Origin of the sequence: Saccharibacter sp. EH611 (assembly GCF_009834765.1) — a bacterium.
Classification (GTDB): domain Bacteria; phylum Pseudomonadota; class Alphaproteobacteria; order Acetobacterales; family Acetobacteraceae; genus Saccharibacter.
Map to the genome: position 1 here is coordinate 237868 of NZ_WVHP01000001.1, position 13658 is coordinate 251525.

Here is a 13658-nt window from a genome sequence, read left to right on the forward strand (position 1 = left end):
CCTATGAGCAACGCAAGCCTGCTTCTTATCTTTGCCAATGTGACAGCCTTATGGACAATGGCGATTATTGTGCCCGGCATGGATTTTTTAATGGTGCTACGCACAGCGCTGATGCAAGGGCGCGTCGCTGCTCTTAAAGTCTCTTGTGGCATTACCATTGCAATCGGACTATGGGGGCTGGCAGGCTTTTTCGGTATTCACACTCTCTTTGAAGCGTCCCCTCTTCTCTACACGCTTTTAAAAATTTCTGGTGGCCTCTATCTCTGCTATTTGGGCGTGCAGCTCCTTCGCCAGGGCATGACAAAACATCCCGCCCCTTTGCATAACACTAATGACTCTCCTCAAACGAAGCAGCACTCGTTCCGCACTGGAATGCTCACCAACCTTGCCAATCCTAAAGCCCCTATTTTTACATCGTCCCTCTTTGCAACCTCGATCCCAGCTCATACACCTCTTTATGCAGGCCTTAGCTGTGTTGGGCTCATGATGGGCCTCAGCCTTCTATGGTTTAGCGGCGTTGCGCTCCTATTAAGCCAACGTCCAGTTGCAGCACAGTTTCAGCGCTTCCGTCATTGGATAGATCGCCTGAGTGGTGCAACACTCTTCATCTTAGGCGGACATTTTATAACGTCACGCTCTTCATAGAAGCACAGTATTTACACAAGCTGGATTGCAAACCGTAGTGCCCACGGGGTATGTCTGTGCATATGACCGATCCTTCAGCTTCTTCATCTGATACACAACGCGGCGAGCGCATCGCCAAGGCCCTAGCGCGTCGTGGCGTTGCCAGTCGCCGCGATGCTGAACGCATGATCGACGAGGGGCGTATTTCCCTTAATGGACATGCGGTCACCCATCCTGCGACCTTTGTACAGAACCACGATATTCTCATTGTCGATGGGAAACCCGTGGATCCCCCTCAGCATACGCGTCTTTGGCGCTATCACAAACCTTCTGGACTGGTCACAACCCACCATGACCCAGAAGAACGTCCTACAGTTTTTAACTCACTGCCTAAGGCGATGCCTCGGGTCATCAGTGTCGGGCGGTTGGATCTAAATTCAGAAGGGCTGCTCCTTCTCACAAATGACGGCGCACTTGCGCGGGAATTAGAACTTCCATCACGTCAGTGGGTTCGTCGTTATCGCGTGCGTGTCTTTGGGCTTGTGGACGAAAAACGCCTGGCCCAGCTTGCAAAAGGCTCCACCTTTGATGGGGTGCGCTATGGGCCTATTGACGCAACGCTTGATTCCACCAAAGGCGATAATTCTTGGCTTACCGTAAGCCTAAGAGAAGGGAAAAACCGTGAGATTCGACGCGTGATGATGGGGCTTAACCTCCATGTAAGCCGTCTTATTCGCCTCTCTTACGGGCCGTTTATCCTTGGCTCCCTAAAGGCGCGCGAACTTGAGGAAGTGCCAAGCCGAGTACTGGCAGACCAAATCCCGAGCTTTTCTGACAAAATGACCAAGGCGAAACGTCGCTAATCTATGCGTATTATTGCCGGAGCCCAGCGCGGCCGCACTCTTCTCGCTCCCAAGGGAGCCACAACACGCCCAACCTCTCAACGAATGCGGCAAGCTGTGTTTGATATGCTAATGCACGCCCCGTGGTATGGACGTGAACAGCTTGAACAAGCCATTGTACTAGACGCTTTTGCTGGCACAGGAGCGCTCGGGCTTGAAGCACTCTCACGCGGTGCACGCTTTGCAACTTTCATGGAAAGCAGCCGCACAGGCGTTAATACGCTTCGTGATAACTTGCTCTCCTGCAAGCTCAGTGAACGTGCGCGCCTACGCGCGTGCGATGTCACGCATCCACCAAAAGCTCCCAAAGCGCATACGCTCATTTTCCTAGACCCGCCCTACCATAAAGGCTTGGTCGAGAAGGGGCTACGCGCGCTCAGCCGTGCTGGCTGGGTTGCCGAAGGGGCGCTCATTGTTGCTGAAACCGAGCAAGCCCCTCAATCAGAAGATGACGAGCCTTTTGAAGCCTTCCACGCGCATCTTTACCCCGGGAACAGCGCGCCACCACCCGTCCCACTCGCGCAACGATCTTTTGGAGTTGGACGCATCACAATATGGCAACATACGCCCCATATTTCCTGATGAACGAAACCATCCTCTATCCCTTTTTCTTTACGATTTAATGGTATAGCGCCCAACACCGTTAGAAGATCAAATACCGTCGTTTCAGAATCAGCGCATATACGCTAATCTCTGCCCCTCCAGCGATGCTTAAGGATGTCCCGGGTGGTCTCTAAGACTCAACTAACGCAGAAACTCAAAGCGCTTCTTCCATCGTCACGGCGCCCGTCAACGCATACGGTTCATCAGTCCGACGCCTATGATACCGACGCGTCCGACTGGCACGATTCACCTCTATCACGCTTACTCTCTGCACGCTTGATGGAGCTCCTCGGGCTAGCTCTCTTACTCTTAGCGGTCGGCATCGCTGTTTCATTGCTGAGCTTTAATCCGCACGATCCTTCTTTTAATACCGCAACCGGAACACAACCCACTAATATTCTCGGCCGCACCGGTGCAACAATTGCTGATGCCCTCATTCAGTGGCTCGGCCTCAGCAGCATGCTCCCTGTGTTGGTTCTGTGTGCTTGGGCCTGGCGTCTCGTGCGTCATCACGCGCTGGGAGCCCCTCTCGTCCGTTTGCTTTCAGCGCTTTTTCTCTTCCCAATTGGCGCACTTTTTATCGGCACCTGCCAGCTTACACTTCCTGGGCTAAATATTGCTTGGCCGGCTGAAAGCGGCCTCGGTGGTCAAGTCGGACTTTCCCTCGCGCGGCGTTTGCTCAATGCCGCCACAGGTGAGATGGGCTCTATGGGCGGTATTACCTCGCTCCTTCTCGTACTTATCCTCATGACCATTCTCGTTCCATTAGCCATGGGACTGCATACACATGAATGGCGGTTAGTCGGTCGTGGTCTTTTAGCTGTTGTGCGTTTTCCAGCACGGCTCCTACGCACCAAACAAATACAAGACGTCACCGGCAGCCCCAACGAACCACAATTATATAACCCGCAATCTGGCGCACCGATGCATCGTCCAACGATGACGATGGCCGGAGCGGCTCTTCCCTCTGGCTTCCTTCGCCGCAACATGGCCCGTCAAGACCCACGGATCGCCTCCACAACCGGGAGCACCTCTCCACAGACGCCTCCATCTTCCCAACCCTGGATGCAGCCACCACAACAGCCCTCACCGTGGCACCAAGGCGAGGAAAAGCCGCAACAAGCCACCCCTGCAGAACCGACTGCGGAGGAAGAGGAAAACAAACCAAGCAATCCTTACGGCGTGATGCTGGCCCATATTCAACGCGATAGTGAACGACCTGCCCCCAAACCCACCACGTCTTCCATACTTGACGACGATGATGATTTTGACGAGCCTGAAGAAACACCTCCAACCGTTGCGCCCTCCTCCGCAGCTCACCCCACAGAAGGAGCAGCTGACTTCCTTAAACGCTTCCTCAGCCGCGCTAAAGAAAGTGACGAAACACCTGCGCCGTCAGCTCCCTTTCCTTCTGCTCAACCTTCACAGGCAGCCCCCCAGCCTGCACCCGCAGCGCCAAGTCATGCTCTTAGTGGGAAAGGACTTGAGGCCGCTCCTTTCCCTGCCGCTTCGTCCGGCTGGTTACCTCCATCTTTAAACTTGCTGAACCCGCCTCCTGATAGCGACCTAATCGGCCCGTCAGAGGAAAGTCTGCAGGCTAATGCTCAGCTTTTAGAAAATGTACTCCATGATTATGGTGTGCAGGGCACAATCAATGAATACCGCGCCGGCCCTGTCGTTACACTTTATGAGCTTGAACCCGCCCCTGGTGTGCGCTCTTCACGCGTGATTGGCCTTGCTGACGATATTGCACGAACCCTCGCTGTTCTAAGCGTGCGCATTGCTACGGTCTCCGGGCGGAACGCCATTGGGATTGAGGTTCCCAATGAAACGCGTGAAACCGTCTATTTCCCCGATCTTCTTCATGCTGATGGGTGGAAAGCAAGCAAAGCTAAACTTCCTCTTGCGCTGGGGAAAAACATCGCTGGGGAACCGATTTACGCAGACCTTGCCAAGATGCCTCATCTGCTTGTTGCCGGGACGACTGGGTCAGGTAAATCGGTTGGGATCAACGCCATGATCCTCTCCTTGCTTTATCGTTTAAGCCCGGAAGATTGCCGCCTTATCCTGATTGACCCGAAAATTCTTGAACTATCAGTTTATGACGGCATCCCCCACCTCATGACCCCCGTCGTGACAGAACCTCCCAAGGCTGTCAGCGCTCTAAAATGGGCCGTGCAGGAGATGGATCGTCGCTATCGACTGATGGCAGACCATCAAGTACGTAATATCAGCAGCTATAATGACCGCATCCGTCGCCTCAAAGCGTCTGGAGAAACCCCTACACGTCGCGTGCAGACAGGATTCGACCCTGAGACAGGGCGCCCTGTATTTGATGAACATCGTCTGCCAATTGAACATCTACCTTATATCGTCGTCGTTATTGACGAAATGGCGGATCTGATGATGGTCGCCGGGAAAGAAATTGAAGCATCCGTTCTCCGCTTGGCTCAAAAAGCGCGCGCCGCTGGCGTTCACGTCATTATGGCCACGCAGCGCCCATCAGTGGACGTTATTACTGGGACGATTAAGGCCAACTTCCCAACCCGCATCTCCTTCCAAGTCACCAATAAATATGACAGCCGCACGATTTTGGGCGAACAAGGCGGTGAACAGCTTTTAGGGCGTGGGGATATGCTCTTCATGCAAGGAGGCGCGCGCATCACGCGTGTCCATGGGCCATTCATCAGCGATGAAGAGGTTGAAGCCGTTGTGGCTGACCTACGCACAAAGGGCGAACCCGTTTATAACGCAGACGTCACCGCTGATGAACCAGAAGAGCCCGCCCCTAGCCGTGGCAATGGCCGCGGTGACGGCGACAGTAATAATGAGATGTATAATAAAGCGGTTGATCTGGTTGTGCGTGAACAACGTGCGTCCACCAGCTTCGTGCAGCGTCACCTCTCCATCGGGTATAATCGTGCGGCCAATATCATTGACCAAATGGAAAGCGAAGGCATCATCAGCTCGGCTAACCATGTTGGGCGCCGCAATGTCTTGATGGATCGCTCGGCTCTCCGTGAAGATGATGACGAGGATGAGGACTAATGGCGCCCCCTCCCCTCTTTAAACTAGGGCAAGAACTTCCTGTTCTTTTCGAAAATCCTCATTTCCTCGTGGTGAATAAGCCCGCAGGTCTTGCCGTCCATCCCGGCCCCCAAACAATCGATTCCGTTGAAACACGGCTCACACCGCAAAAACGCGGTGGGCCATGGCTTGTCCATCGCTTAGACCGCGACACATCCGGGTGCTTGCTGATCGCACGACGCAAAACAGCCTTGATAGACGCCCAAAGCGCCTTTGCCTCTCGCCAAACACAGAAACTCTATTGGGCTATTGTTGAGGGCAAACCCAACGGCACAGAGGGACACATCACAATGCCCGTGCATCGTGTCACGCACCACGGGCGCTGGCATATGGAAGTGACCACTCCAGCGGCTAAAGGCGCACAGAACGCTGAGACACACTGGCGCCTCCTTGGCCATCATGACGGGAAAAGCTGGCTAGAGCTGCGCCTTTTAACAGGGCGAACCCATCAAGCCCGCCTCCATTGTCAAGCTCTGGGCACTCCTATTGTCAGCGATACGCTTTATGGAACGAAACCATCCCAAGGCCCCATGCAACTTCTCGCTCGCTCATTACGCCTTGAGCTTTCTAACACGCATATCGCAGCAGAAGCTCCACCTACCGCCTCTATGCAATATTTTATTTCAAGCATGTAAATATTTTCAAGAACCTAGCAGGTTCCCGATCACTCTGTTTCCGCACTTTTGTGCAGCTTTGGCTTCTTTATGATGTCACATATGCCGTTCTGCTAAGGCAGAGCGTACTCATCCCTTTATATAGGGAAGGCAATTTTCAAAGCCTAGCAAAGTATAATATATTTTCTTAACCATATCAAAAATTAATATTTCATCTGCTCTCCGATATTTTTATAAAAAGTAAAAAACGACATTATGAAAATATTTATTATCTATAATTATCATATGAGCTTTCACCCTGCATGAAGGATTAGTAAATAATGCTTAAAAAAACACTTGCTTCCACCGCTCTGCTTGTTGCTCTCTCCGGCTGTGCCGGCGGCCTTACACCTGTAAGTACTGGTCTTATCACCAATGTAAAAGGCCCTATCAGTGCAACATCGCAACCAACAGGCCTTAAAAATGGCCATGCCTGCAGCACAAGCGTGCTCGGACTGATCAACAAGGGCGACGCGTCTATTGCTACAGCAAAACGCTCAGCAGACATTAATACTGTTTCGTCTGTTGATTATAGCACCAATGGATTTTACCCCTTCTTTGGGAAGACATGCGTTCACGTAAACGGACGCTAAGAAAGAGTACCACCCGAAAGAATATTCTTTCGGGTGGAATTACTTTAATTAAATATAAAATTTATTATAGAAAATAATTGCCGTCTTTATTCATTAATGCTTCTGCAAACTTTTCTCTGCTTGATAAGCATCACAGTCCTTCTTTGAAATACGCAAGTTTAGAAGAACTTTTGAGGTCGCTTCCTTCCGATAGTTCACAACAACCGTAACGCCCTTATTTAAAAGAATATAACTCGTTTTACGTTCACAGGTGCTTTTTAGGAAAGCATGCTGTGCTGCACTTTTTAAGTTCGGATCAAGCGCATCTTTGTTCAAAGCTTTTTTATTAATCTCAACATCATAGATAAGGTCAGAGCCAGCCCCCTCCAAATGTGTGACGGATAAAGCGTCCCCTATAGGAAGTGGCAATATCCCACTATGGTTTGTCATATCCGCGACTTTTTGCACAACCTGAGGGGCTGTGTCTGTATTCTGAGCATGAGAGGCCGTTGCCCAACTGAGACCAAGAACACACGAAAAGAAGAGACCTTTATATGCCATGACACACTCCTAACGTAGTCATCATTTAAAATCCCACCAACTATGCTCATAGGGGAAAAGCACTGACGTTCCGTCAGTCTAACGCGTTGGATCCATCAACATGCGCGTCACCGCCTTCTTAAAGGGTGAGAGACGCTCTGCGAGTGCCAATCCCGCCCGGCGTGCCATGAGGAACGGTTTCTCATCACGCGTATAGGCCACCGCAATCGCATTCGTTGCCGCGAAGAGAGGAAATGTATCGCGACGATGACGTTGCGCAAAACGGAATAATGCCCGTGAATCACCCGGATCACCTGTGCCGGCCTGTATCTCACGCACAAGGGTTTCTTGCCCCTTAAGGCCTAAGTTAAAACCATGAGCGGTAATCGGATGCATCCCAACCGCAGCGTCCCCAATTAGAGCTAACCGTTGCGCTTGGAAACGATGGGCATATACAGCCTTTAACGGATAGGTAATGCGCTCACTCACGATACGAAGCATCCCAAGCCTTTCCCTTGTGCGCTCGGTAATCTCCGTATTAAAAACATCATCAGGAGCCGCTCTCAGGCGAGCGATGTCATCAGGTGGTAAGGTCAGAACAAGAGATGACACATCCCCTATGCCACCATCAGGTGCAACGGGAAGCAGCGCGATAGTCTGATTCTCATCAAACCATTGCAGTGCCGTCTGCTCGTGAGATGGCAAATGACGCATCCGGCAAACGAGAATATCACGACCGAAATCATGCACGATCGCTCCAATGCCCGCCATGTCACGCACACGTGAGAACCGCCCATCAGCCCCAACCAGCAGACGACCGGTCAACATCTGCCCATCATCCAGACGCACCGTCACATCACGGCGCGTTGCACGGTAAGACGTCACAGAATGATCGCAGCAGAGCGTGATCCCTACCGTCTGGGCAACAGCTTGGTAAAGAGCCCGCCGAATAAGATGGTTGGCGACCAAATAACCAAGCGCTTCCCCCGCCTCTTGCGCTTCTTCAGGTGGCTGAAAAAGCAAAGGAGGGCCGTTATCTGTACCGCTTTCAATCCGTGCAGTCTCCAGTGGGCTAACAGCATGAGAGTCAATAAACTCCCATGCTCCGTAATCTTTAAGCCATTGGATTGTATGGTGCGTCAGGGCAATTTCACGCCCATCAAAAGAGGGATCAGCCAGCACTCTCTCAGGTGCACGTTCCACCACACACACCGACCAGCCCTCGTAAGCAAAGGAGAGCGCACTTGCGAGACCAGCCGGGCCACCTCCTGCAATAATGACATCATAGGATCCATCAGCAGTCTGTGATTTTGTGGTCATCAGCTCTCTCTCTCATCCACTGGGAACGACACGTCTCCCAGACCGTTCCAATCTACCATGTAATGAGCCACATCAGGGCGGCGTTTTACACGTTCAGGCTCTTGTGGTGTTCCCACAAACAAAAAACCTGCAAGGCCATCCACACCAAGGCGAGTCAGCAATGTGCGGTCGTCACAATAGACCCCACTCACCCAAACACCACCAAACCCTTCAAGATGCAAGCCATTGAGCACGTTCATCGCCCCAGCCGCACTGGCCATTACCTGCTCTTGAAGGGGAATTTTGCCATCAGGACGTAAAGCCATCCCTAGCCCGATCACCATTGGCATCGTAGAAAAACGGTGCACCATCTTTTCTTTTTTCTTCTCTGGCGTCTCTGGGGCTTGGCGTTCCAGTGCTGCCACCACCTCATGCGCCAAAGCGGCACGAGCGTCTCCCTGCACGACGATATAGCGCCAAGGCCGCAACTTCCCATGGTCTGGCGCCCTTACTCCCGCTGAAAGAATACGCTCAAGCTGCTCTCCTTGCGGGGCAGGAGTGAGAAGGTCATCGGTTGATGAGCGGCTTAACAGCGCTTGAAAAGCCGTTTTTGAGTGGGGCACTGACGATGTCATAAGCTTTCCTTATCCATCAAAAAGAGACAAACACTTAATGTCGTTTCTCTTCTTTTTAGAAGCAACCTTTGGAAAAGACCCAAGCCTTGGTATAGCAAGGCTATTATGAATACGCACACATCACGCAGCGCTCGCCTGACTCGCCGCACCGGCGAAACCGATATTTCCGTCTCCCTCTGTCTTGATGGACAGGGGAAAGGTACGATTGCAACCGGGGTTGGTTTTTTTGACCATATGCTCAACGCCCTAGCCCGTCATGGCGGCCTAGACCTTGACGTTCACGCGAAGGGCGACCTCCATATCGACGATCATCACACGATTGAAGATATCGGGATCGCTCTCGGGGATGCTTTCCGTCAAGCCATTGGTGATAAGCGCGGAATTGAACGGTTCGGCTATGCCCTTGTTCCTCTTGATGAAGCTTTATGCGAGTCGGTTGTGGATGTTTCAGGCCGTCCCTTCTTAGCATGGGATGTCACCTTCCCGCGCGAAATGATCGGCACAATGGCAACCGAAATGGTGGAAGAATTCTTTCGTGCTTTTGCTATGGCTGCCCATCTCACCGTACACGTCACCTGCAAGAGTGGGAAAAACGCCCATCATATCGCTGAAAGTGCGTTTAAGTCTTTCGCACGCGCGTTACGAATGGCCATTGCGCCTGATCCACGCAGCGAAGGCACGATTCCGTCCACTAAAGGTGTTCTATAACCCCCCGGTCTTGGAGTTTTTCTCATGATGCGCGTTGTCGTCATTGATTATAATGGAGGGAATCTTGCCTCCGCCGCTCAAGCGACACGTCGTGCTGCTGCACGCCGGGGGATTGAGGCTGAGGTGGTTATCTCCCGCCAAGAAAGCGTTATCGAGCATGCTGACCGCCTCATTCTACCCGGCCAAGGCGCCTTTGCCGACTGCGCTCGTGGGCTTGAAGAAGACAACCTTCGCCCACTGATCGAACGCGCAACGGAGAGCGGAATCCCTTTTATGGGAATCTGTGTCGGTATGCAGCTGATGAGCCAATATGGGCTTGAACATGGGCGCACTGAAGGGCTTGGCTGGATATCCGGCCATGTCAGCCGCATGGTCGAAGCCGAAAAAGCAGGAATGCGCCTGCCTCATATGGGATGGAACACTCTAGACTTCACACCCGGCGCTCACCCCCTAACAGAAGGGCTTTCCCCCGGTGAGCATGGCTATTTTGTCCACTCCTATGCCCTTCATGGGGCCGACAACGCTGATATCATCGCTTCCACACAATATGGGGAGACTGTTCCAGCAATCGTCGCCCGCGGGTCACGCTGTGGCACACAGTTCCACGTTGAAAAAAGCCAAGAGGTTGGTCTCACTATTCTCGGCAACTTCCTACAATGGACGCCCCAATCGTGACAGAGATGGCGTTCAATCCCTCTCAAAAGCTGTCAATGACATCTCCTTCCTCTGAGGGTATCAGGATAGACCGCGCCACCTCTCCCCTTAACCAGGAAGATATGGACGCTCTGATTGAAGCCACAACGGCTGCCATTATCGATGGTGGCACGTTCGGTTGGCTTTACCCGCCCGGCCCTCAGGACATGCAGCGCTTTTTTGAAGGGCTTCTCCTCGTTCCAGAACGTGAGCTCTTTTTGGTGCGTGACCATGAAGGGGTAATTTGCGGTGCCGGCCTGCTCGCTCATCCGACCTCACGTTCTGAGCTCTACAGCCCTAAAGCCTGCCTGTCGTCGCTCTTCATCGCCCCTTATGCACGCCGCCGTGGTTATGGTTTGGCTCTCATCACGACGATGGTCAAACGAGCACAGCGCCGTGGCTCTAAGGTGGTTAATTGCGAAGTTCGAGAAGATCAGCATGCAGCCATCCAACTGATAGCCAAGCTCGGTTTTACCCATTGGGGGACGCATCCCTATTACACACGTATCGAAGGACAAACAGTGCGCGGTCTTTTCTTTTCCAAACTCGTTGTGCCCGAACAAGAAGTCGCTCAATGGCAGCCCGCTGATATGCCTGCTGCTTCAGCAGCATCACATGATGAACCCGCAGCGTCCCCAGCCCCTTCAGGGTTGACGCTTTACCCGGCCATTGACCTCAAGGGCGGTGCCTGTGTCCGCCTACGACAGGGAGAAATGGATGACGCCACTCATTACTCCGACAATCCCCCCGCTCAAGCACAGCTTTTTGCTGATGCAGGATGCACTCATCTCCATGTCGTGGATCTCGACGGAGCCTTTGCCGGCCATTCCGCCAATGCCGATGCAGTAGAAAAAATCGTCGCGAACACAGCCTTGCCTGTGCAGCTAGGCGGTGGCCTGCGTGACATGCGTACCATCGAACGATGGCTGCAAGCCGGTGTCAGCCGTGTTATCCTCGGCTCTGCGGCGGTGAAAGACCCAGACCTCGTGCGGCAGGCTGCCCGCGCTTGGCCGGGGCGTGTCGTGGCTGGGATTGATGCGCGCCAAGGACGTGTCGCCACAGAAGGCTGGGCGGAAGTCTCCGAACTAACAGCCACTGATTTGGCAAAACGTATGGAAGATGCCGGGGTCGCTCGCATTATCTTTACCGAAATTAGCCGTGACGGCATGTTAGAAGGGCTCGACCTTGAGCAGACAGCTGAGCTGGCCCGCAGCGTCTCTATACCTGTTATCGCTAGCGGTGGTGTGGGTAATCTTGACCACCTTAAAGCTCTCCGTAATGTCGCTCAGGATGTACCAGGGATTGAGGGTGTTATTGTAGGCCGAGCCCTCTATGATGGACGGATCTCTCTTCCCGACGCCCTTAAGGTGCTGGAGGCTCCATGCTAAAACTCCGCGTTATCCCCTGCTTAGATGTCGCCGATGGCCGCGTCGTAAAGGGTGTTAATTTCGTTTCTCTGCGTGATGCAGGAGACCCCGTTGAGCAAGCCAAACTATACGATAAGGCGGGCGCTGATGAGCTCACCTTCCTCGACATCACGGCAAGCTCTGATAATCGCGATACGATCTTAGACGTTGTGAAACGCACCGCAGCGGAGGTTTCTCTCCCCCTCACCGTTGGTGGGGGCGTGCGTCGGTGTGAGGATGTCCGCCGCCTCCTACTGAGTGGAGCCGATAAATGCGCCATCAACTCAGCGGCTATCCGCACACCTGAGCTGATTAATGAAGCCTCAGAGCGTTTTGGAAGCCAATGCATTGTAGTGGCCATTGATGCACGCTCTAATGGCAAAGGCGGTTGGGAAGTTTACGCCAAAGGCGGGCGCGAGCCGACCGGCATAGACGCCGTTGCTTGGGCAGAAGACATGGCTAAGCGCGGCGCTGGAGAGATTTTGCTCACCAGTATGGATCGCGATGGAACGCGCTCTGGCTTTGATCTAGAACTCCTGAAAACTGTCTGTAGCCGCGTTTCTGTCCCTGTCATTGCCTCAGGCGGTGTTGGAGAATACGCACATTTTATCGAAGGAGCACAAGCAGGAGCCAGTGGGTTACTCGCCGCCAGTGTTTTCCATTTCGGGCAATTCCAGATCCATGATGTCAAAGCAGCCCTGCACAACGCAGGCTTGCCTGTGCGTCTCGGACGATAATATAAAGTGAGAATGTGATGAGCAAAGATCTTCAAGCCCGCTACGTGCTCGAACGTTTGTTCGATACCGTTGTTTCGCGTAAAGACGCTTCCCCCTCTTTAAGTCATTCAGCACGACTGATGGCACGAGGTCGGAACAAGATTGCGCAAAAATTCGGTGAAGAAGCCGTTGAATGTGTCATTGAGGCTGTCAACGGAGACCGCGATGCCCTCATTAGTGAAAGTGCCGATGTGCTCTATCATCTCGTCGTGATGTGGGTTGATGCTGGGGTGAAGCCTAGCGATGTCTGGGCAGAGCTTGAGCGCCGTGAAGGCACAAGCGGCATTGAAGAAAAAGCATCACGCCCTAAAAATACGCCCTGAGGGGAGAGTTCTCATGAGCAACGCACAGTACGATCCTAATAACGTCTTCGCCCGCATTCTGCGCGGTGAAATCCCCGCTGAACGTGTCTGCGATAGCAAGTATTCTTTCGCTTTTTACGATATTTCACCAGCAGCACCAGTACATATCCTCGTCGTCCCTCGCGGTGCTTACACGGACTTCCACGACTTCACCTCTCGGGCATCCAACGACGAGATCCTTGATTTCTGGAAGCTCGTAGATAAAATTTCTGCTGAGCATTCACTCATTCATCATGGCTTCCGCATTATCAGCAATATTGGGCCTGACAGCGGTCAAGAAGTCCCACATTTTCATATCCATATGCTGGGTGGGAAAGCTCTTGGCCCGCTTTTAAGCCCTTCAAACACCTAAAATATGACCGGAGTGCCTGTTTTGCTCTTGCACTCCGGCGCCAACTCCCCTAAAAGACGCTCACGCCTTTAGTCCCGTTCGTCTAGAGGCCTAGGACACCGCCCTCTCACGGCGGCAACACGGGTTCGAATCCCGTACGGGACACCAGCGCAAAGCTGTCATTTTTTGGCTATTCATATAAAAGTACGACGATATAAGACCATTACAAAACCACGTTTTGGGCTTGTCTGTCGCTGGCGAGCATCGAGCCCCATATCATGATTATCGTGAATGTGCCATTTCAGCAACTTCCAATCTGTTCCTATTATAGCAATATGCTACCGTCTCCGTACGACCACACATAGAATAGAACTCATATTAAAAGTAAAAATACCATATATACTTATCCTGATTTCATATTCTGTGAAAACCCCTTCCTCAAGAAAATCTTTGTCACGACTCAATGG

15 protein-coding genes and 1 tRNA gene are annotated in these 13658 nt (G+C 52.5%); 13 read left to right on the forward strand and 3 right to left on the reverse strand.

Translation table 11 applies throughout. The features are described from left to right. The first annotated feature begins 3 nt into the window (after positions 1 to 3). The 6 genes from GS535_RS01090 (at position 4) to GS535_RS01115 (ending at position 6462) form a co-directional block, all read left to right on the forward strand. Positions 4 to 645 (forward strand): LysE family translocator, encoded by a 642-nt coding sequence (locus GS535_RS01090; protein ID WP_160791544.1) that lies wholly within the window; start codon positions 4 to 6, stop codon positions 643 to 645. Between the two features lie 62 nt (positions 646 to 707). After that, positions 708 to 1487 carry a pseudouridine synthase gene (locus tag GS535_RS01095; protein ID WP_160791543.1) on the forward strand — a complete coding sequence of 260 codons (780 nt, stop codon included), beginning with the start codon at positions 708 to 710 and terminating at the stop codon, positions 1485 to 1487. A 3-nt stretch (positions 1488 to 1490) separates the two neighbouring features. Further along, on the forward strand, positions 1491 to 2108 hold the full coding sequence (gene rsmD / locus GS535_RS01100) for a 16S rRNA (guanine(966)-N(2))-methyltransferase RsmD (protein WP_160791542.1): 618 nt from the start codon (positions 1491 to 1493) through the stop codon (positions 2106 to 2108). A 135-nt stretch (positions 2109 to 2243) separates the two neighbouring features. Then, positions 2244 to 5177 carry a DNA translocase FtsK gene (locus GS535_RS01105; RefSeq protein WP_202401551.1) on the forward strand — a complete coding sequence of 978 codons (2934 nt, stop codon included), beginning with the start codon at positions 2244 to 2246 and terminating at the stop codon, positions 5175 to 5177. Beyond that, positions 5177 to 5851 (forward strand): RluA family pseudouridine synthase, encoded by a 675-nt coding sequence (locus GS535_RS01110; RefSeq protein ID WP_160791540.1) that lies wholly within the window; start codon positions 5177 to 5179, stop codon positions 5849 to 5851. The genes GS535_RS01105 and GS535_RS01110 overlap by 1 nt, the downstream gene beginning before the upstream one ends. Positions 5852 to 6150: 299 nt before the next feature. Continuing rightward, the gene (locus GS535_RS01115) at positions 6151 to 6462 is read left to right on the forward strand and encodes a TRL-like family protein (protein WP_160791539.1); all 312 of its coding nucleotides are present in this window, start codon (positions 6151 to 6153) and stop codon (positions 6460 to 6462) included. A 93-nt stretch (positions 6463 to 6555) separates the two neighbouring features. Here the strand turns inward: GS535_RS01115 and GS535_RS01120 are convergent, their stop codons facing one another. From GS535_RS01120 to GS535_RS01130, 3 genes are all read right to left on the reverse strand, one after another. After that, positions 6556 to 7002 carry a hypothetical protein gene (locus tag GS535_RS01120; RefSeq protein WP_160791538.1) on the reverse strand — a complete coding sequence of 149 codons (447 nt, stop codon included), beginning with the start codon at positions 7000 to 7002 and terminating at the stop codon, positions 6556 to 6558. 78 nt (positions 7003 to 7080) lie between these two features. Further along, on the reverse strand, positions 7081 to 8301 hold the full coding sequence (ubiM, locus tag GS535_RS01125; RefSeq protein ID WP_160791537.1) for a 5-demethoxyubiquinol-8 5-hydroxylase UbiM: 1221 nt from the start codon (positions 8299 to 8301) through the stop codon (positions 7081 to 7083). Next, a complete protein-coding gene (locus GS535_RS01130) occupies positions 8301 to 8915 on the reverse strand; it encodes a nitroreductase (protein WP_160791536.1) in 615 nt (204 codons plus the stop codon). Before GS535_RS01130 ends, ubiM begins: the two co-directional genes overlap by 1 nt. A gap of 105 nt (positions 8916 to 9020) precedes the next feature. Between GS535_RS01130 and hisB the strand changes: the two genes are divergently transcribed. The 7 genes from hisB to GS535_RS01165 all read left to right on the forward strand — a co-directional run bounded on the left by hisB (position 9021) and on the right by GS535_RS01165 (position 13359). Next, entirely contained in the window at positions 9021 to 9623 is a 603-nt protein-coding gene (hisB, locus tag GS535_RS01135; RefSeq protein WP_160791535.1) for an imidazoleglycerol-phosphate dehydratase HisB, read from the forward strand. A 27-nt stretch (positions 9624 to 9650) separates the two neighbouring features. Further along, positions 9651 to 10298, forward strand: coding sequence for an imidazole glycerol phosphate synthase subunit HisH (hisH, locus tag GS535_RS01140; protein WP_160791716.1), 648 nt, complete (start codon positions 9651 to 9653; stop codon positions 10296 to 10298). A 35-nt stretch (positions 10299 to 10333) separates the two neighbouring features. Continuing rightward, positions 10334 to 11704, forward strand: a complete 1371-nt coding sequence (gene hisA / locus GS535_RS01145) for a 1-(5-phosphoribosyl)-5-[(5-phosphoribosylamino)methylideneamino]imidazole-4-carboxamide isomerase (RefSeq protein ID WP_160791534.1) — start codon at positions 10334 to 10336, stop codon at positions 11702 to 11704. Beyond that, positions 11698 to 12459, forward strand: coding sequence for an imidazole glycerol phosphate synthase subunit HisF (hisF, locus tag GS535_RS01150; RefSeq protein WP_160791533.1), 762 nt, complete (start codon positions 11698 to 11700; stop codon positions 12457 to 12459). Before hisA ends, hisF begins: the two co-directional genes overlap by 7 nt. A 17-nt stretch (positions 12460 to 12476) precedes the next feature. Then, the gene (locus GS535_RS01155) at positions 12477 to 12821 is read left to right on the forward strand and encodes a phosphoribosyl-ATP diphosphatase (protein ID WP_160791532.1); all 345 of its coding nucleotides are present in this window, start codon (positions 12477 to 12479) and stop codon (positions 12819 to 12821) included. 13 nt (positions 12822 to 12834) lie between these two features. Next, positions 12835 to 13212, forward strand: coding sequence for an HIT domain-containing protein (locus tag GS535_RS01160; RefSeq protein ID WP_160791531.1), 378 nt, complete (start codon positions 12835 to 12837; stop codon positions 13210 to 13212). A 71-nt stretch (positions 13213 to 13283) separates the two neighbouring features. Beyond that, positions 13284 to 13359 (forward strand) — tRNA-Glu (locus tag GS535_RS01165). Positions 13360 to 13658 lie beyond the last annotated feature (299 nt).

Coding starts and splice junctions, on each gene's coding strand:
- GS535_RS01090 (WP_160791544.1), top strand. CDS start 4: ATGAGCAACGCAAGCCTGCTTCTTATCTTTGCCAATGTGACAGCCTTA.
- GS535_RS01095 (WP_160791543.1), top strand. CDS start 708: ATGACCGATCCTTCAGCTTCTTCATCTGATACACAACGCGGCGAGCGC.
- rsmD (WP_160791542.1), top strand. CDS start 1,491: ATGCGTATTATTGCCGGAGCCCAGCGCGGCCGCACTCTTCTCGCTCCC.
- GS535_RS01105 (WP_202401551.1), top strand. CDS start 2,244: ATGTCCCGGGTGGTCTCTAAGACTCAACTAACGCAGAAACTCAAAGCG.
- GS535_RS01110 (WP_160791540.1), top strand. CDS start 5,177: ATGGCGCCCCCTCCCCTCTTTAAACTAGGGCAAGAACTTCCTGTTCTT.
- GS535_RS01115 (WP_160791539.1), top strand. CDS start 6,151: ATGCTTAAAAAAACACTTGCTTCCACCGCTCTGCTTGTTGCTCTCTCC.
- GS535_RS01120 (WP_160791538.1), bottom strand. CDS start 7,002: ATGGCATATAAAGGTCTCTTCTTTTCGTGTGTTCTTGGTCTCAGTTGG.
- ubiM (WP_160791537.1), bottom strand. CDS start 8,301: ATGACCACAAAATCACAGACTGCTGATGGATCCTATGATGTCATTATT.
- GS535_RS01130 (WP_160791536.1), bottom strand. CDS start 8,915: ATGACATCGTCAGTGCCCCACTCAAAAACGGCTTTTCAAGCGCTGTTA.
- hisB (WP_160791535.1), top strand. CDS start 9,021: ATGAATACGCACACATCACGCAGCGCTCGCCTGACTCGCCGCACCGGC.
- hisH (WP_160791716.1), top strand. CDS start 9,651: ATGCGCGTTGTCGTCATTGATTATAATGGAGGGAATCTTGCCTCCGCC.
- hisA (WP_160791534.1), top strand. CDS start 10,334: ATGACATCTCCTTCCTCTGAGGGTATCAGGATAGACCGCGCCACCTCT.
- hisF (WP_160791533.1), top strand. CDS start 11,698: ATGCTAAAACTCCGCGTTATCCCCTGCTTAGATGTCGCCGATGGCCGC.
- GS535_RS01155 (WP_160791532.1), top strand. CDS start 12,477: ATGAGCAAAGATCTTCAAGCCCGCTACGTGCTCGAACGTTTGTTCGAT.
- GS535_RS01160 (WP_160791531.1), top strand. CDS start 12,835: ATGAGCAACGCACAGTACGATCCTAATAACGTCTTCGCCCGCATTCTG.